The organism is Actinomycetota bacterium (assembly GCA_030774015.1).
Taxonomy (GTDB): domain Bacteria; phylum Actinomycetota; class UBA4738; order UBA4738; family JACQTL01; genus JALYLZ01.
Genome location: JALYLZ010000075.1, coordinates 39645 through 59619, shown reverse-complemented (window position 1 = coordinate 59619; position 19975 = coordinate 39645). Strand labels below are relative to the sequence as shown.

At 71.5% G+C, this 19975-nt stretch carries 20 protein-coding genes and 1 pseudogene; 10 read left to right on the top strand and 11 right to left on the bottom strand.

All coding sequences use genetic code 11. From position 1 onward, the window contains the following. Positions 1-15 precede the first annotated feature (15 nt). From M3Q23_07870 to M3Q23_07850, 5 genes are read right to left on the bottom strand one after another with little or no spacing between them, the layout of a single operon-like run. Positions 16-792 carry a cyclase family protein gene (locus tag M3Q23_07870; protein ID MDP9342005.1) on the bottom strand — a complete coding sequence of 259 codons (777 nt, stop codon included), beginning with the start codon at positions 790-792 and terminating at the stop codon, positions 16-18. Between the two features lie 16 nt (positions 793-808). Next, positions 809-1420, bottom strand: coding sequence for a thiamine pyrophosphate-dependent enzyme (locus M3Q23_07865; GenBank protein MDP9342004.1), 612 nt, complete (start codon positions 1418-1420; stop codon positions 809-811). A 7-nt stretch (positions 1421-1427) separates the two neighbouring features. Next, positions 1428-1949 carry a thiamine pyrophosphate-binding protein gene (locus tag M3Q23_07860; protein ID MDP9342003.1) on the bottom strand — a complete coding sequence of 174 codons (522 nt, stop codon included), beginning with the start codon at positions 1947-1949 and terminating at the stop codon, positions 1428-1430. A gap of 60 nt (positions 1950-2009) precedes the next feature. Then, a complete protein-coding gene (locus M3Q23_07855; protein ID MDP9342002.1) occupies positions 2010-2765 on the bottom strand; it encodes a cupin domain-containing protein in 756 nt (251 codons plus the stop codon). 54 nt (positions 2766-2819) lie between these two features. Then, positions 2820-4568, bottom strand: coding sequence for a biotin/lipoyl-binding protein (locus M3Q23_07850; GenBank protein ID MDP9342001.1), 1749 nt, complete (start codon positions 4566-4568; stop codon positions 2820-2822). Between the two features lie 77 nt (positions 4569-4645). On the opposite strand from M3Q23_07850, the gene M3Q23_07845 reads away from it, so the two are divergent. Further along, entirely contained in the window at positions 4646-4993 is a 348-nt protein-coding gene (locus M3Q23_07845; GenBank protein MDP9342000.1) for an antibiotic biosynthesis monooxygenase, read from the top strand. Here M3Q23_07845 and M3Q23_07840 read toward each other — a convergent pair. From M3Q23_07840 to M3Q23_07830, 3 genes are read right to left on the bottom strand one after another with little or no spacing between them, the layout of a single operon-like run. Further along, positions 4960-5892, bottom strand: a complete 933-nt coding sequence (locus tag M3Q23_07840; protein MDP9341999.1) for a hydroxymethylglutaryl-CoA lyase — start codon at positions 5890-5892, stop codon at positions 4960-4962. The genes M3Q23_07845 and M3Q23_07840 overlap by 34 nt on opposite strands. Next, positions 5892-6668, bottom strand: coding sequence for an enoyl-CoA hydratase-related protein (locus M3Q23_07835; GenBank protein ID MDP9341998.1), 777 nt, complete (start codon positions 6666-6668; stop codon positions 5892-5894). Before M3Q23_07835 ends, M3Q23_07840 begins: the two co-directional genes overlap by 1 nt. 40 nt (positions 6669-6708) lie before the next feature. After that, a complete protein-coding gene (locus M3Q23_07830; protein MDP9341997.1) occupies positions 6709-8253 on the bottom strand; it encodes an acyl-CoA carboxylase subunit beta in 1545 nt (514 codons plus the stop codon). A 115-nt stretch (positions 8254-8368) separates the two neighbouring features. Between M3Q23_07830 and M3Q23_07825 the strand changes: the two genes are divergently transcribed. From M3Q23_07825 to M3Q23_07815, 3 genes are all read left to right on the top strand, one after another. Next, positions 8369-10165, top strand: coding sequence for a D-alanyl-D-alanine carboxypeptidase (locus M3Q23_07825; protein MDP9341996.1), 1797 nt, complete (start codon positions 8369-8371; stop codon positions 10163-10165). A gap of 74 nt (positions 10166-10239) precedes the next feature. After that, a complete protein-coding gene (locus M3Q23_07820; GenBank protein ID MDP9341995.1) occupies positions 10240-11337 on the top strand; it encodes a lytic transglycosylase domain-containing protein in 1098 nt (365 codons plus the stop codon). Beyond that, positions 11238-12317 (top strand): beta-eliminating lyase-related protein, encoded by a 1080-nt coding sequence (locus M3Q23_07815; GenBank protein MDP9341994.1) that lies wholly within the window; start codon positions 11238-11240, stop codon positions 12315-12317. The genes M3Q23_07820 and M3Q23_07815 overlap by 100 nt, the downstream gene beginning before the upstream one ends. 18 nt (positions 12318-12335) lie before the next feature. Here the strand turns inward: M3Q23_07815 and M3Q23_07810 are convergent, their stop codons facing one another. Further along, the gene (locus tag M3Q23_07810; protein ID MDP9341993.1) at positions 12336-13361 is read right to left on the bottom strand and encodes a flippase-like domain-containing protein; all 1026 of its coding nucleotides are present in this window, start codon (positions 13359-13361) and stop codon (positions 12336-12338) included. Between the two features lie 33 nt (positions 13362-13394). After that, positions 13395-13883, bottom strand: a complete 489-nt coding sequence (locus tag M3Q23_07805) for a DinB family protein (protein ID MDP9341992.1) — start codon at positions 13881-13883, stop codon at positions 13395-13397. A 209-nt stretch (positions 13884-14092) separates the two neighbouring features. On the opposite strand from M3Q23_07805, the gene M3Q23_07800 reads away from it, so the two are divergent. The 4 genes from M3Q23_07800 to M3Q23_07785 all read left to right on the top strand — a co-directional run bounded on the left by M3Q23_07800 (position 14093) and on the right by M3Q23_07785 (position 16344). Further along, the gene (locus M3Q23_07800) at positions 14093-15286 is read left to right on the top strand and encodes a DEAD/DEAH box helicase (protein ID MDP9341991.1); all 1194 of its coding nucleotides are present in this window, start codon (positions 14093-14095) and stop codon (positions 15284-15286) included. Positions 15287-15471: 185 nt separating this feature from the next. After that, positions 15472-15657, top strand: a complete 186-nt coding sequence (locus tag M3Q23_07795; GenBank protein MDP9341990.1) for a hypothetical protein — start codon at positions 15472-15474, stop codon at positions 15655-15657. Positions 15658-15690: 33 nt separating this feature from the next. After that, complete coding sequence (locus M3Q23_07790) at positions 15691-15924, top strand: hypothetical protein (protein ID MDP9341989.1); 234 nt, start codon at positions 15691-15693, stop codon at positions 15922-15924. Between the two features lie 78 nt (positions 15925-16002). Next, positions 16003-16344, top strand: a complete 342-nt coding sequence (locus tag M3Q23_07785) for a YciI family protein (protein ID MDP9341988.1) — start codon at positions 16003-16005, stop codon at positions 16342-16344. A 45-nt stretch (positions 16345-16389) separates the two neighbouring features. Here the strand turns inward: M3Q23_07785 and M3Q23_07780 are convergent. Next, a pseudogene (locus M3Q23_07780) lies at positions 16390-17700 on the bottom strand (adenylate/guanylate cyclase domain-containing protein). Positions 17701-17768: 68 nt separating this feature from the next. On the opposite strand from M3Q23_07780, the gene M3Q23_07775 reads away from it, so the two are divergent. Next, entirely contained in the window at positions 17769-18386 is a 618-nt protein-coding gene (locus tag M3Q23_07775) for an antibiotic biosynthesis monooxygenase (protein ID MDP9341987.1), read from the top strand. A gap of 611 nt (positions 18387-18997) precedes the next feature. Further along, positions 18998-19975: a DNA adenine methylase gene (locus M3Q23_07770; protein MDP9341986.1), complete on the top strand. Its 978-nt coding sequence runs from the start codon at positions 18998-19000 to the stop codon at positions 19973-19975.

Genomic DNA, 19975 nt, shown 5'->3' with positions numbered 1-19975 from the left:
CGCCGGTCCGGCCAGCTATGGGCGAGGTACCAGGGCCAGGGCTCGGACGGGGCTTCCCGAGCCCTTCACGATCTTGAGCGGGGCCACGATGAGCACGGCCCCGGCCGGCGGCAGCTTCGACAGGTTGGCCAGCTGGGTCAGCCCGTACTTGTTCGCGCCCAGCATGAAGGTGTGGCACGGGAACGGGGGGTCGAACGAGTGCGCTGCGCCGGCGTCGGTTCCGACGGTCTCCACGCCGATGCCCACGATGGGCGCTTCCTCCGCCAGCCACCGCGCGCAGTCGATGGCGATGCCGGGCGTGTGCGGGCCGGTCTCGTTGGCGTTCAGGAACGCCTGCTGGTCCTGGGCCCGGGCGTCCCACCCGGTCCGGTACAGCAGCCAGCCGCCCTCGGGCAGCGGGCCGTGCTCCGCCTCGAACGCCCGGACGTCGTCGATCGAGAGCAGGAAGTCCGGGTCCGCGGCCGCCTCGGCCGACTTGTCGATCACCACGGCCGGTCCGACCATCCGGCGGGCCGGCACCTGCGACACGTCGTCGAGCTCCTGCCCGGTGACCCAGTGGATGGGCGCGTCGAGGTGCGTCCCGACGTGCTCCCCACCCTCGAAGGAGTTCCAGTACCAGGCGGGACCTCGCTCGTCGTAGCGGCTGATCTCATGGAGCTTCCATCCGGGCGTGTTCGCGAATGGTGGCGGCAGCTGGATGATCGGCGTGGCCTCCGACAGCGGCTGGGTGAGGTCGACGACCTCCACCGTGCCGCCGGCGAGGGCTTCGACCAGCGAGGCGAGCGCGTCCATGGTCCTCGGGTTCCTTTCATCTACGGCGCGTTGCGCCGGCGTCCGCGTCCTGCTCGAGCGTCTGCTCGGGCACTCTCAGGGCCCGGGCGAACTCGAAGCGGTTCTCCAGCAGGTGCAGGTCCATGTGGAAGCTGGCCGGCCCGATCGCCTCCACCTTCGCCACCAGGCACGTCAACCGGTCCGCGGCCAGGTCCTCTTTCGCGGCACGGGTGAACTCCTCCAGCGTGGCCACCGACCGGGCTCCGCGGATGCCGGCGGCGCTGGCCACACCGGCCAGGTCCGACCCGGTGGACGTGGCCGTGGGGAAGCCGCCCACCGACAGCAGACTCTCGTTGTCGAACACGATGTGGGTGAGGTTCGGCGGCGCGTACCGGGCCAGGGTGGTCAGCCCACCCAGGTTCATCAGGACGGAGCCGTCGCCGTCGAGCACAACGACGCCGCGCTCCGGCTGGGCCAGCGCGATGCCCAGGCCAATCGATGAGGCCAGGCCCATGGCGTGCTCGAGGTAGAAGAAGTTGGACCGGTGCCCCAGCGAGTACAGCTCCGCGGCCACCGCGCCCATGATGGTGACCACAGCGCGCTCCGCGAGGTCGTCGTAGATGGCCTCGAGGCAGTCGATCCGCTTCACCGGCGCGTCACCCCGACGGCTCCTCCCACATCAGGTCGCGAGTCAGCAGCAGCGCAACCGGCGACAGCGAGGAGTGCGCGAGCGTCATGGCCTTCGCGACCTTGACCCCGACCTCTTCGGGAGTCCACAGCGCGTCCCACTGGATGGTCAGGGCGTCCAGGACGTCGCGGGTGAACCGGCCGCCCTCGGTCTGCCAGTGGTCGCGCTCGCCGAAGTGTCCGCGGTCGCTGATCAGCATGAGCAGCGGAATCCGGTACAGCATGGCCCCGGAGACGATGCCGTTGATCGACGCCAGGAACCCGTGGTTCTGCATGAGCATCGCGGAGCGGGCGCCGGCCAGGTGCGCCCCCGCCGAGATGCCGACGCCCTCCTCTTCCTTTGCCAGGCGCACCAGCACCATGTCCGGGTCGTCCTCGGCCATCCGGATGAGGTGGACCAGCCAGGTCTCGGGCAGCGCCGACACGATGCGGACGCCGGCCGTGCTCAGGGCCTCGTAGACGACCTTCGAGTTGGTCTCGGAGACCGGCATCGCGCGGAGGCAATCACGGGCCCGCGCCACCGTCAAGCGGGGTCGCGAGGGCCTCTGCGATCAACCGGAATCGGCGGTTTCCCTGGAGGCGGGGGATCCGGCGGGGGAGAACACGCCGAGCAGCTTGAGGACCTCGCGGCTGGTGTTCTCCAGATGATGCGGGACGCCGGGGGGCAGGAAGATGGCCGCGCCCCTGGCGAACGGAAGGTCGCGCCCGTCGACGTGGGCCACCCCTTCGCCCTCCAGTATGAAGACCGCCTCCTCGTAGGCATGGACGTGGGGGGGTGCCTGGCTCCGGTCGATGAACCCAACGAACTGGGTCATGGTTCGGCACCCGTGGCCAGGGTCGACCAGGACCTTGAACGTGCGGTCCTCTCCCGCGGCGAGCGCCGGCTCGTCCTCCTCCCGGACGACGTAGGTGGGCGATTCCGCCACCGGTTGGTCGGTCGTCGTCCCTGGTTGCTCGCACGGGGGCGGCGACAGGACGGAGACCAGGACCAGGTCGTGGGGGCCCGGGTTCTCCAGCACGTAGGAGGCTCCCGCGGGCACGAAGACCCCCGTTCCGGGTGCCAGCTCGTAGGAGGCCCCGCCCAAGTCCACTGTCCCGAGCCCCTCGACCACGTACATCGCCTCTTCGCGCTGGTCGTCGTGCAGCTCGGGGGTTCGTCCGGGTCCGAACCGGAACTCACGCTGGAGCAGATTCCTCGATCCCGCGCGATGGTCGACCAGCACCCGCACCCAGCCGTGGGAGCCGGGAAGAGCTTGCTCGGGGCGATCGGTGGAGGAGATGAGTCGAGCGGCCGGGGACGGGGGCATGGGGCAGATAGCTTACCGGCTGCCTGAGAGCTCACACCAACCCGCGAACTGCGATCAGCCGAGCTCCGCGATGGGCTCGCCGGCCTCCACGACCTCCCCGGCCTGCACGTGCACGGCCGTGACCGAGCCCGACACGGGGGCGCTGACCTGGGTCTCCATCTTCATGGCCTCCAGGATGGCCACCGGGTCGCCCGCCTGGACCTGGTCGCCCTTCGCGACCTCCAGCTTCAGGATCGTCCCGTGCATGGGCGAGCGCACGACGCCGTCGCCGGCGACCGCCCGCGTGGCCGTGGAGGCGGCGGCCTCGGCGGCCATCGCGGGATTCCACAGCCGCACGGCCTGGCCCGCCACCAGCAGGACGGCGGCCTCGGATGCGGCGGCCTCGGATGAGACGGCCGCATTGCTCGGGGCACAGTCGGCTGCCTTCGCTGGCCCCCGGGCAGGAGCGTTCGGCTCGACCAATGAATCCAGCGCTCCGCCCTCCACGGTCCGGGTGGTGTACGAGCCGTCCACGAATGCCGGGTGCTCCAGCAAGACGATGTGCGCCGGGATCGTGGTGGGGACGCCGGCCACGTCGAATTCGCGCAGGGCCCTGAGCATGCGGCGGCGAGCCTCCTCCCGCGTGGGGCCCCACACCACCAGCTTGGCCAGGAGGCTGTCGTAGGCCCGCGGCACCTCGTCGCCCTCCGCGTACCCGGAGTCCACGCGGACGCCGAGGCCGCCGGGCTCCCGGTACCGCTCGATGCGGCCGGGACCGGGCAGGAAGCGCCGGGCCGGGTTCTCGGCGTTGATCCGGCACTCGATGGCGTGGCCCCGCGGCGCCAGGTCCTCGCGCGTGAACCCGACGGGCTCGCCGGCGGCGATGCGGAGCTGGCAGGCCACCAGGTCCAGGCCGAGGACCTCCTCGGTGATGGTGTGCTCGACCTGGAGCCGGGCGTTCACCTCCAAGAAGTAGAAGCGCCCGTCCTCGTCCACCAGGAACTCGACGGTGCCCGCGTTGACGTACCCGCAGGCGTTGGCCACCGCGACGGCGGCCTCGCCCATGGCCGGGACGATGCCGGCATGCAGCGGCGGAGGGGTCTCCTCGACGAGTTTCTGGTGGCGGCGCTGGAGCGAGCAGTCCCGCGCGCCCAGCCACATGGCCTCGCCCGCGGCGGGCGCGAGCACCTGGACCTCGACGTGCTTGGGCCGTTCGAGGTACCGCTCCAGGTACACGCCGGGCGAGCCGAACCAGGCCTCGGCCTCCCGGGTGGCTGCGGCGAACGCCTCGGGGACCTCCTCGGGTCCGGCGGCGACCCGAAGTCCCCGGCCGCCTCCGCCCCCGGCCGCCTTGATCGCTATGGGGTATCCGTGCTCTTCCCCGAAGGCGTGCACCTCCCCCGGTTCCTGGACCGGCTGGAGCGTACCGGGCACCACTGACACTCCCGCCCCGGAGGCCAGCTGACGTGCGCGAACCTTGTCGCCCACGGCACGGGCGGCCTCGGGAGGCGGCCCGATCCACACCAGCCCGGCCTCCTCAACGGCCTCGGCCACGTCGCCCCGCTCCGAGAAGAAGCCGTAGCCCGGATGGACGGCCTGCGCGCCGGTACGCCGGGCGGCCTCCAGCACGGCGGGGAGGTTGAGGTACGTCTCGGCCGCCGATTCACCGGGGAGATGGACGCTCTCGTCGGCCAGCGCGACGTGGCGGGCGTTGGCGTCGAGGTCGGAGAACACCGCCACCGTCGCTACCCCGAGCTCGCGGCAGGTCCGTGCGATGCGCACGGCGATCTCACCACGGTTGGCGATCAGGACCTTCGAGAACACGGATCCTCCTGGCGCTGCGGACGCGCACCGAGAGGATAGGGTGTCGCGCGTCAGACCAACGCACCAGGGAGTGGGTCATGGAGGTCTACACGCTCGGCGTATGGCGGGTCAGGGAGGGGAAGGAATCGGAGTTCGTGGAAGCGTGGAGGCGTCTGGGGGGCTATTTCCGGAACCTCCCCAACCCACCCGGGCCCGGGACCCTGGTGCAGAGCGTCGATGATCCGCGCCTGTTCTACTCGTTCGGTCCGTGGAGGAGCCTCGACGACATCGCGATGATGCGGTCCGCCCCGGACACGCCCGGCGCCCTGGCGCGGCTCGCCGCGCTGTGTGACGAGGCGAAGCCGGGAACGTTCCGCGTGGTGGCCCGCGTCGAGGGCGGACTCGAAGCTGGCTACACCGGCGAGGCCCACCCCAGCTCCGGGTAGTCGGCCCGCCATGCCCGGCCGGGGACGGGATGGCCCACCATCCCCTCCAGCATCCGGGCCGCCGTGAACAAAGCCATGACGTCCACGCCGGTGTCGATGCCCATCCCCACCAGCATGGCCACGAGGTCCTCGGTGGGGACGTTCCCGTTCGCGCCGGCCTGGCCGGGGGCGAACGGCGAGCCGCCCAGACCGCCGATGCTGGCGTCGAACTCGTCCACGCCGGCCTGCATCGCGGCGAGCACGTTCGCCAGGGCCGCTCCCCGCGCATCATGGAAATGGAGGTTCAGGCGGAGCTCCGGGACCTGATCCCTGAGGACTGGAACCAGGTCCCACACCTTGCGAGGGTTCGCCATCCCGGTGGTGTCTCCCAGCGAGACGCCGACGGCCCCGAGCCCGGCCACGCGCTCGGCCACCGAGACGACCCGCTCGACAGGCACCGCTCCCTCGTACGGGTCGCCGAAGGCGCAGGAGATCGAGACCTCGACCGGGACGCCGGCCGTCGCCGCCGCCTCGATCACCTCCCGCACGTCGCCGAGCGACTCCTCGACGGTCTTTCCGACGTTGTGCAGGTTGTAGCCGTCGGAGGCCGCGACGAAGGCCTGGAGCGATGCGAACCCGCCCGCCTCCAGAGCCGCCTCGGCGCCGCGACGGTTGGGGACCAGGGCCGAGTAGGCGACCTCGGGCCGCCGCCGCACCAGCCGCCAGACTTCCCCGGCGTCCGCCATGGCCGGGACCGCCTTGGGAGACACGAACGAGACCGCCTCGATCTTCGGGAGGTTCGCCCCGGTCAGCATGTCGATGAGCCCCGCCCGCTGGTGAACCGGGAGCGGCGCCTCGGCCTGAAGCCCGTCGCGAGGCCCCACCTCGCGGATGGTCACCCGCGCGGGGAGCCCTCCGATCAGCGGCCCTTCCACCGCGGCTCGCGCTTCTCGTTGAAGGCGGCGATCCCCTCCGCGCGGTCCTCCGAGGCGACGGCCTTGCGCCAGGCCTGGTCCTCGATCTCGATGCCGTGCTCCAGCGGGATCTCACCCCCGCGGTCGATCGCCTTCTTGGCCTCCCGGACTGCCACCGGCGACGAGCGGCAGATCTCCTCGGCCAGCTCCAGCGTGGCCGCTCCCAGTTGTGGACGCGGGACCACCCGCGCCACCAGGCCGGCGTCGTACGCCTGCCCCGCGTGGATCCGCTTCCCGGTGAAGATCATCTCCTTGGCTCGCGACGGCCCCACCCGACGGGCCAGCAGCTGGGTCCCGCCCCCGCCCGGCACGATCCCCACGCGGACCTCGGGAAGCCCGAGGATCGCGTCGTCAGATGCCACGATGAGGTCGCAGGACAGGGCCAGCTCGAACCCCCCACCCAGGGCGTAGCCGAACACCGACGCGACGGTGGGCTGCGGCGCCGAGCGGATGGCCTCGAACAGCCCCCGCATCAGCACGCGGTTCCGCATCCATCCCCGGTCGTCCAGCTGGTTGCGTTCCTTCAGGTCGGCCCCGACGCAGAAGGCCTTCTCCCCGGCTGCGGCCAGCACCACCACCCACGCCCCCGGGTCCGCCGCGGCGGACACGAACGCGCCCGCCAGCTGGTCGGCCACCTCGCCCGAGATCGCGTTGAGCGCCTCGGGACGGGAGAGGGTGACCACGGCGACGTGGCCGTGGTCCTCTCTGGTGACGAAGCTCACCGCCCGGACTCCGGCCCGCCGCCGTGAAACGGATGCGAGCTCAAACCGGGGGCACCCCGTGGCGGCGTCCGCTGAAGTGCCGCTCCTTGCCGGACGTGTAGGCGAGCCGGCGGATCAGCTCGCCCCGGAGCTCGTCCGGCTGCACCACCGCGTCGACCACGTTCTCCGACGACAGGTGCAGGAGGTCGATGTCCTCCTCGTACTCGCGGCGCTTGTCGGCGACGAACGCCTCGCGTTCGGCCGGCTCCGCGATGGCCTGGATCCGGTTGAAGTACACGGCGTTCACGGCCGGTTCCGGGCCCATCACCGCGATGCGGGCGGTGGGCAGCGCGATGGTGGCGTCGGGCTCGAACCCCGGCCCGGCCATCGCGTACAGCCCCGCGCCGTAGGCCTTGCGAACCACGACGCACAGCTTCGGAACGGTGGCCTCCGACACCGCGGTGATGAGCTTCGCCCCGTGGCGGATGATGCCCTGCCGCTCCACGGCCGACCCGATCATGAACCCCGGGACGTCGGCCAGGAACACCAGCGGGATGTTGAACGCGTCGCAGAGCCAGATGAACCGGGCCGCCTTGTCCGCCGAGTCCACGAACAGCACGCCGCCCTTGTGCAACGGCTGGTTGGCCACCACGCCCACCACGTGTCCGTCGAGGCGGCCCAGCCCCACGATGACTTCCTTCGCGTAGGCCGGCTTGACCTCGAAGAACGACTCCTCGTCCGCCACACCGGCGATCAGCGCGTACATGTCGAACGACTTCGACTCGTCCTCGGGGACCAGGCCGGCCAGCGAGCCGCGGTATGCGGCGGGGCGGCCTTCCACCACCGGCGGCTGCTCGGAGTAGTTCGACGGGAAGTACGCGAGGTATGCGCGGGCCGCCTCGATGGCCGCCTTGTCGTCGGGCACCAGCAGGTCGCCGCACCCGCTGACCTCGCAGTGCATGCGGGCCCCGCCCATCTCCTCCAGGGACACCTTCTCGCCGATGACCTCCTCGGCCATGCGGGGCGAGCCCAGATACATGGACGCGTTCCGTTCCTGCATGAACACCACGTCGCAGAACGCGGGGATGTAGGCGCCCCCGGCCGCCGAGGGTCCCAGCAGGCAGCACACCTGCGGGATGCGACCGCTGGCCTGGACCTGGTTGAAGAAGATCTTCCCGGCGCCCCGGCGGCCCGGGAACATCCGGACCTGGTCGGTGATGCGTGCCCCCGCACTGTCAACCAGATAGACGATGGGAATCCTGCGTTGGCGGGCCAGCTCGATGATGCGGATGATCTTCTCGACCGTTCCCGGCCCCCACGAGCCGGCCTTCACGGTGGGGTCGTTGGCCATGACCGCGACGGGGCGTCCACCCACCAGCCCGACTCCGGTCACCACCCCGTCCGCGGGGAGCTCGCCGGCCAGCGCCGACACCAGGAGTCCTTCCTCCGCGAACGAGCCCTCGTCGTCGAGCAGCAGGCGAAGACGTTCCCGGACGAAGAGCTTCCCCTGCTCGGCCAGCTTCTGGTGGTACTTCTCGGGACCGCCCGACCGGGCCCGCTCCACGGCCTCCGCGATGGCCTCGCCCGTGCTCGTCCTGTCGGCCACGGGCACAGTGTAGTCACCGACCGGACCCGAGATTGGCCCGAATGCCCCCTTGAGCAACGGGCCATCTCGGGGCAGAATGCGGCGAAATGTCCATTCGCTGGGGGGGAATTCGCAGGTGCTGCGCCGCGCGCTGCTGACCGTCGCCCTGACGCTGGCCATGGTGCTGCCGGCGACCTCGGCGGCGGTCGCCTCCGGGCCCGTGCAGCCGGGCTCGGCCTCGCTCACGGCATCGAGCGGCCAGATCAGGTTCGGCGGATTCGTCCGGCTGACCGGTGCCATCCAGTCGGACCCGTCGTGCGTGGCGGACCGGCAGGCCCAGCTCCAGGGCCAGCAGCCGGGCCAAACGACGTGGACCGTCCTGGCCACGAAGACCACCGCGGCGGACGGGTCCTTCGCGTTCTACCAGAAGCCCCAGTTCTCCAGCAGCTACCAGGTGTCCCTGCCGGCTGCCTCGTCGCCGAGCGGGGCGTGCGACGCGGTCACATCGAACGCTGCGGTGACGGAGGTCTCGGCGAGGGTGACTGCCCGGCTCAGCCGGAACCCGCTCGGCGCGGGGAACTGCACGACGATCGACGTCACCGTGGCGCCGCCGCGCCCGGGCCAGGCGGTCTCCATCCAGGACCAGGGGCCGGGGTCCTCCGGATGGCAGGGCATCGCGCAGCAGACGCTCGATCCCTCCTCCGCAACCAGCGCGAAGCTCTGCTACGGATGGTCGGCCATCGGCACCCAGGTTCCGCTTCGCGCCGTGTGGACCCACCAGGACGATCTGAACACCGACGGCGTGAGCTCGACACGCACCCTCAGCGTGGTCGAGGCCGCCTGGATGGTGCGGATCGACCGCCTGACCGCCGGGCACTCGACCTCGGTACTGGTGGCGAGCAGCGGATCGACGGTGTTCGAACGCGAGAGCACCGTGGCGCACCCGCCGGCCTCCAACGAGAAGCTGCTGCTGTCCCTGGCCCTGCTGGACCAGCTGGGACCCGACTACCGCATCCCCACCACCGCGGCCGCTTCCCAGGTCGACCAGGGGGTCGTGCCCGGCGACCTGTGGATCCTCGGCCACGGCAACCCGGAGGTCCGCAAGCCCACCATGAGCCGGCTGGCCGCCCAGATCGCCGCCGCCGGCATCCGGACGATCCAGGGCTCGGTCATGGGCAGCACGGGGTTCTTCTCGCACGACTGGTTCGCCCCTGGATGGAAGCCGGAGTTCCCGGCGGAGGAGGTGGCGCTGCCATCCGCGCTCACGTTCCAGGGGAACCAGGTCCACGGCACGCATGTCTCCGACCCGGAGCGCCTCGCCGCCGCCGATCTCACCCGGCGACTGAGGAACCACGGCGTGCAGGTGGTCGGGAAGCCGGGGGCGGGGCAGCCCGGCGGACACCTCGAGCCGATCACCAGCGTGCTGTCCGCGCCGCTCGAGGTGCTGCTGGCCCACCAGAACTTCGACTCCGTGAACTTCGACGCCGAGGTGCTTGGGAAGCTGCTGGGCGTGGCCCGGTCCGGAGTCCCCGGGACCATCTCGAAGGGCGCCGCGGCCATCGAGGCGTTCGCCGCCGCCCACGGCGCGACGGTGACCTCCTACGACTCCTCGGGCCTGTCCTACGCGGACCGGGTGACCGCGGCGGGGATGGTGCACCTGCTGGAGTTCGCGGACACCGCGCCGTGGGGACAGGCCCTCCGGGACTCGCTGCCGCAACCCGGCGAGGGGACGCTCGAGGACCGGCTGGGAAGCGTGCCGGTCCAGGCCAAGACGGGGACCCTCGACAACATCTCCGCGCTGTCGGGCTTCGTGCTGCTGAAGCGGACGGGGGAGTGGGCGGAGTTCTCCATCCTGTCCTCGGGCTTCTCCACGTCGGTGGAGAAGGACATCGAGGACGCTCTCGTCCGCACGGTGTGGCGTTCGGCCGCGTAGCCGGTCGCGAAGGGGCCGCACCGCGTCCCCCTCGCTCCTCGCCCCGGCGAGACCCGGCGAGACAATGGGGGGCCATGATCCGGTTCCGGGCCGCCACGATCCGGCTCCCCTGTGCTGTGCTCGGGGCGGCGCTGGTGCTCGCCGCCGGGTGCGGGTCCGTCGCGCCGGGTCCCGCGGACCGAACCCCCGCGGCGCCCGGGACGCTCGACGTCCCGTCGCCCACTCCCCAGGTCCCGGCCACGTCGAACCCTCCCGTCCCGCGCCCGTCGCGGTCCCTCTCGCAGGCCGACGAACCGATCCCGGGGGACCCGGCCGCCCTGGCCCGCGTGCTGGCCCGAACCACGTTCGCCCTGCGCGCCGCGATCGACGACTGGCGGTCGGGAGGAGGCGTCGATTCGTGGCCGCCGCCCCGGCCCGTGGTCCTGCTGGCGCTGTTCCAGCAGCGCATCTATCGCGAGCTGGATCAAGACCCCACGCTGGCGGGCCGGGTCATCGCCCGCCTCCCGGACGGCCTTGCCTCAGAGGCCCGGACCGACGTGGCCGCCGGGATGCGGTTGTTCTCGCTGGCCCATCGTCCCACCCACCGCACGCCGGTGGCCCTGCGGACCGAGGCACCTCTGCCGGCGCGCGTGCTCCTCGGTTACTACCGCGAGGCCCAGCGGCGGTTCCACGTGTCGTGGACCGTCCTGGCCGCGGTGAACTACATCGAGTCGAAGTTTGGCCGGGTCGTCTCCGCCAGCTCGGCGGGCGCCCAGGGGCCCATGCAATTCATCCCGTCCACCTGGGCGGCGTACGGCCTGGGCGGTGACGTCCACGACCCGCACGACGCGATCCTCGGGGCCGCGAACTACCTCCACGCCTCCGGCGCGCCCGGCGACTACGCGCGCGCTGTACGCGTACAACCACGCGCTCCCGTACGTGTCCGCCGTGCTCCTGTACGCGCGCCGGATGGCGAACGACCCCCGCGCGTTCTTCGAGTACTACAACTGGCAGGTGTTCGTCCTCACGGCGACCGGGGACCGGCGGCTCACCGGACCCGGGGCCTCCGGTACGGGGTAGCCTCTCGGTCGAAGTGGAAACGGACCTCTCCGCCCAGGAAGAACAGGCGCTTCGCGCGTCGTGCACCCGCTTCCTGTACGGCCACGGGTTCCGGTCCCCTGCGGACCTGCTGAGCGAGCTTCCCGACGAGATCGCCCCCGACCGCTACGGCGAGGGCGGGGTCGTCGCGGAGCTCGAGGCCGAGGTGGCCACGCTGCTGGGGAAGCCCGCGGGCGTGTTCCTGCCCAGCGGGACCATGGCCCAGCAGATCACGCTTCGGGTCCATGCCGACCGCCGGGGGAGCCGGACGGTGGTGTTCCACCCCACCTGCCACCTCGACGTGCACGAGGGAAAGGGATACGAGCGGTTGCACGGGCTGGTCGGACGGCCCGCGGGGGACGCGCACCGGCTGCTGGCGCTGGAGGACCTCCAGGGCGTGGCCGAGCGACCCGCCGCGCTGCTGCTGGAGCTCCCGCAGCGCGAGATCGGGGGACCGCTTCCCGCCTGGGACGACCTCGTCGCGCAGGTCGAATGGGCGCACGGCCGCGGCGCCGCGGTCCACATGGACGGCGCGCGGCTGTGGGGCTGCGGGCCGTTCTACCAGCGGACCCTGGCCGAGATCGCCGAGCCGTTCGACACCGTCTACGTGTCGTTCTACAAGCAGCTCGGCGGCATCACCGGCTCCTGCGTGGCCGGCCCGGAGGACATCGTGGCCGAGGTCCGCGAGTGGCGGCGGCGCCACGGCGGGACCCTGTTCGCGTTGTGGCCCTACGCGGCGTCCGCGCTGGCCAGCATGCGCCGCCGCCTTCCCTCGATGCCGAGGTACGTCGAACACGCCCGGGCCATCGCCGCGGCCGTCGGCGACCTGCCCGGCCTGGAGGTCGTTCCCGATCCGCCGCCGGCCGGGACGATGCACCTGCTGCTCCACGCGCCGGCCGACCGGCTGCGCGCCGCCTCGCTCCGGCTGGCCCGCGAGGACGGGATCTGGACGTGGCCGCGCCCGGAGCCCACCGCCGCCCCCGGAGTCCAGGAGGTCGAGCTGGAGGTCGGCGACGCCACCCTCGAGTTCGACCCGGCCGAGGTTCGAGACGTCCTGGAAGTGCTACTGGCCTGACCCGGCGGGCGAAGGGCCTCACGACCGCCGCTTCGCCCGCAGGGCCTGGACCCCGACCACCACCCAGCCCACCCCGACCAGGCCAACCAGGGTGAGGGCCCGGTACACGACGACGGCGGCCACGGCGGTCGCGCCGTCCGCGCCGTAGGCGACGAACGTCGCCACCAGCCCGCCCTCGACGATGCCGAGCCCGCCCGGGGTGATCCCGATGCTCGAGACCACCTTGGTCCCGGCGAAGGCGAGGAACACCGCGCCCCACGGGACGGGGCCGCCCACCGCCAGGAACGCGAACGCCAGGCAGGCCACGTCCAGGAGCCAGTTCAACGCGGACAGCCAGAACGCCGCCACCCACTGAGGAACGGTGGGGTGCACGCCCCGGAGCCCCCGGGCGATGTCGCGGACCCGGGTGCTGGCCCGGGCCACCAGGCCTCCGAGGTGCCTGCCGAGGTGTCCCTCGATCCACTCCACCCACGCCACCAGGACGTGAGGGTGGCGGAAGACCGCGGCGGCGGCGGCCGACCCCGCGAACACCACCGAGAGCACGGGGAGCAGGACGGCCGCGATGCCTCCGGCGTCGATGATCGCGCCGGTCAGCGCGATGCCCGCCAGCGCGCAGAACGCCAGCGCCCCCGCCGCCAGCTCCCCCCACGCCGCCACCGCCTGGCTCGCGCCGAACCGCCGGTACCGGTTGTACGCGTAGCCCTCCGCCACGGCCACCCCACCGGGCACGGACATCGAGATGGCGTTGCTGGCCAGGGTGACCAGGATCATCTGTCCACGCGGCGCGGACACCCCGCCCACCGACAGGACCGGGCGCTGGGCCTCGGCCAGGGGAACGATGGAGGCCAGCTCGGCGACCAGGGCCAGCACCAGCCAGTACCAGGTGATCCGGGACATGGTGGAGCCGAATCCGGCGAACAGGTGGCGTTCCCGCAGGAACACGAAGGCGACGGCCCCCAGCGCGAGTAGCTGGAGCGCGACGCGGAACAGGAGCCGGCGCCGTCGTTTCGCCCTCGCCTCGACGTCCTCCTGCCCCCCGCCCACGGGCCACAGCTCCCGGCGCGCGGCGCGCGGCGTTCAGCGCGCCCGGGCGGCGCGGCTCTCCGCGAGGGCGCGGCGGATCTGCTCGGCGTGATCGTGCGCGTGCACGGCATAGATCTCGAGCCACGTCTCCACCGAGTACGGGCCGCTCTCCTCGTGGGTCCCCGCGCGGCTCCAGTCCACCTCGCCGAGCAGCTCGAGGACCGGAACGGTGGCCTCGCGGGCCGCCTGCATCGCCGTCAGCGACGGCCCGATGGGCCGCGACGCGTAGTGGAGGCGGCGGGCGTACTCCGCCTCGTCGTAGCCCTGGATCGTCGGGGCGTCCTCGGCCAAGAGCTTGCGCAGCCGGATCCCCGAGGTCATCTCGCTGTCCCCCAGGTGATGGACGACCTCCCGGGGGGACCACCCACCATCCGCCGGCCGATGGTCGAGCTCCTCGTCGCCGGCCCCTTCCAGGGCGGCCGTCACCACGGCCGGTCCCTCCCGGTACCGCGCGATCAGTGCCTCTCGGCGTGCTGGGTCCACACCCCGAAGCCTACAGGGAAGCTCCGGATCGCCCGATGAACGTGGCAGGAATGCGAGGCACGGCCCCTCGAACCGGGTATCCTGATTCCCGAGGGGCGGCGCCGTCGCCCCGTGAGGTTTCTCTTCTCCAGTACCTCCTTTCCGGCGGTCCGGGTCGAAGTTGAACCCTCCCGACACCGCGGTCGTGTGCCGCAGGAAAGGTTGGAACCATGCAGTCCCCTTCGTTCGCCGATCTCGGCGTATCCGAATCCATCGTGCGCGATCTGAAGCGCCGCGGCATCGAGGAGCCGTTCCCCATCCAGTCGATGGTCCTTCCGGACGGGCTGGCCGGGCGGAACATCCTGGCCCGCTCCCGAACCGGCTCCGGCAAGACGCTCGCGTTCGCCGTCACCATCGTCCAGCGCATCGAGCGCGGCTCAGGCCGGCCGGTGGCGCTCGTCCTCGCGCCCACCCGCGAGCTTGCCGTGCAGATCCTGGAGGAGATCCGGCCGCTCGCTGCGACCAGGAACCTGCGGGTCGCGGCGGCCTACGGCGGCACCGGGGTCAAGGCCTCCGGCGACGCCGCCCGGAAGGCGGACATCCTGGTGGCGACGCCCGGACGCCTGGAGGACCTCGCCACCCGCAAGCTCGTCTCGCTCGACGGGGTACGGATCCTCGTGCTCGACGAGGCCGACCGGATGCTCGACATGGGCTTCCTGCCCCAGGTCGACGCCATCGTGCGGCGGATCCCGGCCCAGCGGCAGACCCTGTTCCTTTCCGCCACCCTCGACGGCGAGGTCGGCAGGCTGGCCGGCCGGTTCGCACCCGGCGCCGTCCTCCACGAGGTGGAATCCGATCGGGTCACCGTGGACGAGGCCGAGCATCGGTTCGTTCCGGTGACGGCCGAGGGCAAGGTGGCGTCGCTGGCCCGCCTGATCCAGAACGAGTCCGGCCCGGTGCTGGTGTTCGTCCGGACCAAGCGTGGAGCCGACCGCCTGGTGCAACGGCTCCGCGCCCACGACGTGCAGGCCGCGGCGATGCACGGTGACCTGGCCCAGTCCCAGCGGGAGCGGGCGCTGGCCCGGTTCCGCTCCGGCGCGGTACAGGCGCTGGTGGCCACCGACGTGGCGGCCCGGGGCATCCACGTGGACGGCATCGCCAACGTCGTCAACTACGACCCGCCGGAGGACCACACTGCGTACGTGCACCGGGTGGGCCGTACGGCCCGCGCGGGGCGCAGCGGCATCGGGACGACGCTGGTGCTCCCCGAGCAGCAGGCCGACGTCAGCAGGATCGCCGCAAAGCTGAAGCTGGAGGACGAGTTCCGCCAGGACGGCATGACGGTCGCGCCTGCCCGGACGGTGTTCACCTCCAAGCGCGGCCGCCGGTCGCTCCTGCACGGGCGGCCCGGACGAGGACGCTGAGCACGCCGCCGAGCGCGTTCCGGCCGGGGTTCGCACCTCGCCCGCCGGGGGCCGGGCAACCTAGTACGCTGGATTCCTCGAAGGCCCTTCGAGGGTTCGCGCCGAGCTGCCACGGGTGGATCTCGCATCGCCCTGGCTCTCGACCGACCTAAAACTCGGCCTCGGCCAGAGGGGAGTCATCGACGATGGCGAAGACGGCGCACGGGATCGAATACGGCTCGGCGTCTCCGGGCAAGGCCCAGCGGCGATCCGCCAAGGGCCGCGCCTGCGAGTATCCGGGCTGTAGCACCGTGCTGTCCGTCTACAACGAATCGCCGACGTGCTGGCTCCACAGCGCCCCCTCGATCCGCCGGCCGGTCCCGCGCTACTAGCCGATCGCCCATCCCCACGGGGGGAGGCATCCGATGCCAGAGACATACGGCAAACGCCAACGGCGGAACGTCCGGGAGCGGAAGATCGCCGCTCGGGAGGAGCGCCGCCTGGCCCGAAGCCAACGCCGCGACCTCCGGGCCGCCGGCCTGCTGCCGCCGGAGGAGTACGTGGTGCCGGATGACCCCGACGCGCCAACGGACGTCGACGACACCGACGAGTCCGACGCGCACGAGTCCGACGCACCGTCGGATCCCGACACTCCCTGAAGCCGCCATCCGGCGGCCTCCCCGAGTTGACTCGAGCCCGCGCCGGCGCGGAACGGCCGCCGGATAGACTTCGATTCCATGGAGCTCGAGGCGTTCGAGCTGGTCATCCTGCGCAGGCCGCCCGATGCCGCCTCGTACGACGAGGAGACCCTCGAACGCATCCAGCGTGAGCATCTCGCGTACCAGGAGTCCCTTCGCGCCGCGGGGCGGATCGTGACCAACGGTCCGGTGCTGGACCAGCCCGATCCATCGTTGCGGGGCATCACGTTCTACCGCACGGGGTCGCTCGAGGAGGCCCGCCGGCTCGCCGAGCAGGACCCCGCCGTCCGCGCGGGCCGCCTGGCGGTGGACGTCATGACCTGGCTGTGCCCACCCGGGACCATGGTCCGCCCGGGCCGCCCGGTCTCCGAGCCGTCCTAACAGGCGCGAACGCGCGGGCCCGGCCGATCGGCGGGGTGTCGGAGGTCAGCTCACGACGGCGAACACCTGCCACTCGTCCGGCACGCCCTTCAGTCGGTGGGTGCCGCGGTCCTCGAACCGCAGGGCCGAGCCGACGACGAGGTCCTTCACCGTCCGGGACGCCAGCACCTCGCCCGGACCGGCCAGCGCCGCGATCCGCGCCCCGATGTGGACGGCGAGTCCGCGCACGTCGTCGCCGGCCAGCTCCACCTCCCCGGTGTGCACGCCGGCGCGGACCTCCAGTCCCAGGCCGCGGACGGCATCCACGATGGCCCGGGCACACGAGACGGCCCGGGCCGGCCCGTCGAAGACGGCCAGGAAGCCGTCGCCGGTCGTCACGATCTCCCGTCCTGCGTGGGCGGCCAGCTGGTCCCGGACGCGGTCGTGGTGCGCCTGGAGCAGGTCGGACCAGGCCTCGTCGCCGAGCCGGGTGGCCCAGTCCGTGGAACCGACGATGTCGGTGAACAGGACGGTGACCAGGACCCGGTCCGGCCTCGGCCCCGGCCGGATCCCCGTCAGGAACTCCTCGATCTCCCCGAGGACCCGCTCGGCGTCGCCCACCCACGGCAGGTGGTCGTCTCCCGGATGCTCCACGTACCTCGCGCCGGAGATGTGCTCCGCCACCTAGCGGCCTGCCCCGGCCGGAATGGCCCGGTCGTCCGTCCGATGCAACACGAGCGTGGGAACACGGATGGTGGGCAGGACGGCACGGACGTCGATCTCGGCGTTCATCCTGGTGAGCGCCAGCGCTGCCGAGGGGCTGGCCCCGAGCCGGAGATACCGGGCCCAGTTCTCGGGAAACCGGGGGTCGTGTGCCTTGTGGGGCGCCCGGACGTCGAGGCCCACCGGGCCGCCCCACCCCGTGCGGATCTCGTCGAGGAGGGCCAGATGGTCCTCCTCGGTGACGCCCCACGGGTGGTCGTCGTCCCGCAGGCGCTTCGCGTACCCGCCGTACAGGATGAGGGCCGTGGTCCGGTCGGGGTAGGTGGCCGCGAAGAGCGCGCACATCGGCGCGCCCTCCGACACGCCCAGGAGCGCCGCGCTGCTCGACCCGGCCGCGTCGCACACCGAGAGCACGTCGCTCATCCGCGTCTCGAGCGAGGGCAGCTCCGCTTCCGAGACCCGGTCGCTGAGCCCGGTGCCACGCTTGTCGAACAGGATCAGCCGGCTGAACGTGGCCAGGCGGGCGAAGAACCGGGCCATGGTGGGCTCGTCCCACGCCGCCTCCAGGTGCGACACCCATCCCGGCACCCACACCAGGTCGCGGGGTCCCTGGCCCACGACCTGGTACGCGATGGACACGCCGTCGGGTGCCATGGCGTATCGGGTCTCGGGTACCACGGGCAGAGTGTCTCGCAACGCGCGCAGGCTGCGACACTGTCGCCATGTCGTCGGAGAGGCCGGGTGGATCCGTCCCCGAGCCCCGCACCGGGCCGGTGGGGGAACGGGTCACCACGGTGATCAGCCGGACGGTGAGGCCGGGCAGGGAGGGAGACTTCGGGCAGTGGGTCCACGGCATCATCGAGGCCTCCTCCGTGTTCCCGGGGCATCTGAGCGCCAGCGTGCTCCACGACCCCGGCAGCCGGGACTACCATGTCCTGTTCCAGTTCACCGACCGATCACGGCTCGACGCCTGGATGGAGTCCGGGGAGCGGAAGGAGTGGCTGGCTCGACTCGAGGGCGTCATCGAAGCCGAACGGGGGGTCCAGCACACCACCGGCCTGGAGACCTGGTTCACGTTGCCGGGCGCGGGGGTCCCCACCATGAAGCCGCCGCCTCGGTGGAAGATGTGGCTGGTCTCGCTGGCTGCGCTGTATCCGCTGGCGCTGCTGTTCCTGGCGCTCGTCGCCCCGCACGTGAAGGGGTGGCCCCTCGTGGCCCGGGCGGCGCTGCTCCCGTTCTGCCTGCTCACCCTCATGACCTACGTGGTCATGCCGGTGGTCACGCGCCTGGCCGCCCGGTGGCTGCGGCCCGCGGGCGGCGGCTCCCAAGGAGAGCCCTGACCGGCTCGAGCGGATCCCAAGCTTCTGGATCGACTCTTCCAGGATCCTCCTCGGTTCCTCATCGAACAGGCGCGGGGTTGTGAGGGTTCGCCGCGACGTCCTGTGTGCGAATGCGCCTTACTTCTGCGGCCGGCACCGTGGTTGATGCCATTACGTCACTCTCCTTCTTTGGCTCATCACCCGTTCTGCCTGCAAGGGCCGGGCCCTTCGTCCGAGGCGAAGCAGGAGGCGGTCTCGCCCAGTCCCCCACATCGGGATCTCGTCCGGTCCTAGGCATCCAGACGATACATCCGTGGCGGCAACAGGCCCCTCGGGGAGGGCCCGGACGGTCGAAAGGGCGCAGGTAGATCGCCTGCCGGATTGAGGTGTCACTGGCACCTGCTTGAGTGGGTTGCATGCCTACCTGGCAATACGAGACGCCGGCCTCATCCGGCCAGGGGATGGAGCACTCCGGGCTTTGCAACCGGACGGGGGACGGTGTAGAAGTTACACAGATGTCATTCGGGCTTGAGGCGGGATCGATGGCACAGGTACTTGGGGAACGGCCGAAAGCCGGGGCCGATGTGGAGGAAGCCCTCGCACGCGTGTCCGTCTTCCCGCGACTGCGTTACATGGGCTCTAAGTACCGAGTCGTGCCCCATCTTGTCGACGTCCTTGCCGGCCTGCCCTTCTCTTCCGCCCTGGACGCCTTCAGCGGGAGCGGCGTGGTATCATACGCGCTCAAGGCCATGGGGAAGCGGGTCACGACGAACGATTTCCTCAACTTCTCCGCCGTCGTGGCCCGAGCGACCGTCGAGAACGCCGAGGTGCTGCTCGCGGCCGAGGACATCGAGCGGATCGTCGGACCCCCTGCCGACGACCGCGACTTCATCCGCAAGACCTTCGAGGGGCTCTACTTTTCGCAGGAGGATCACGCCTTCCTGGACGGAGCCTGGTCCCACCTCGAGTCGCTGCCGTCCTACAAGCGGGACATCGCTCTCGCCGCCCTGTGCCTGGCCGCCGCGAGGAAGCAGCCTCGGGGAGTGTTCACGGTCACCGACCTGCGCTACGACGACGGCCGGCGGAACCTCCACATGCCTCTCCGCGACCAGTTCCGCCTGACGGCAGAGGCGTACAACACCGTGGTCTTCGACAACGGACAGGACTGCCGCGCCCTCTGCCAGGACATCTTCGAGGTGGACCCCTCTGGATTCGACCTCGTCTACTTCGACCCGCCCTATGCCCCGCCGCGCGATGACAACGACTACATCAAGCGCTACCACTTCCTCGAGGGGCTCTCTGTGTACTGGCGGGGGCAGGAGATCATGGAGCACACCGCGACGAAGAAGCTCCGCAAGCGCTTCACGCCGTTCGCCTACAAGCGCACGATCGTCAAGGCTCTGGGGGATCTCTTCGACCGATTCAGCGACAGCATCATCGTGCTCTCCTATAACTCCCAGTCAGTGCCGGACGAGGAGGAGATCCGCCGTCTCCTGAGAAAGGTGAAGCGGCGGGTTGACTGCTACGCCGTCCCGCACCGCTACCACTTCGGCACGCACGCTTCCGCTCTGCGCCGGCAGGCGCACGAGTACATCTTCGTGGCCCGGTAG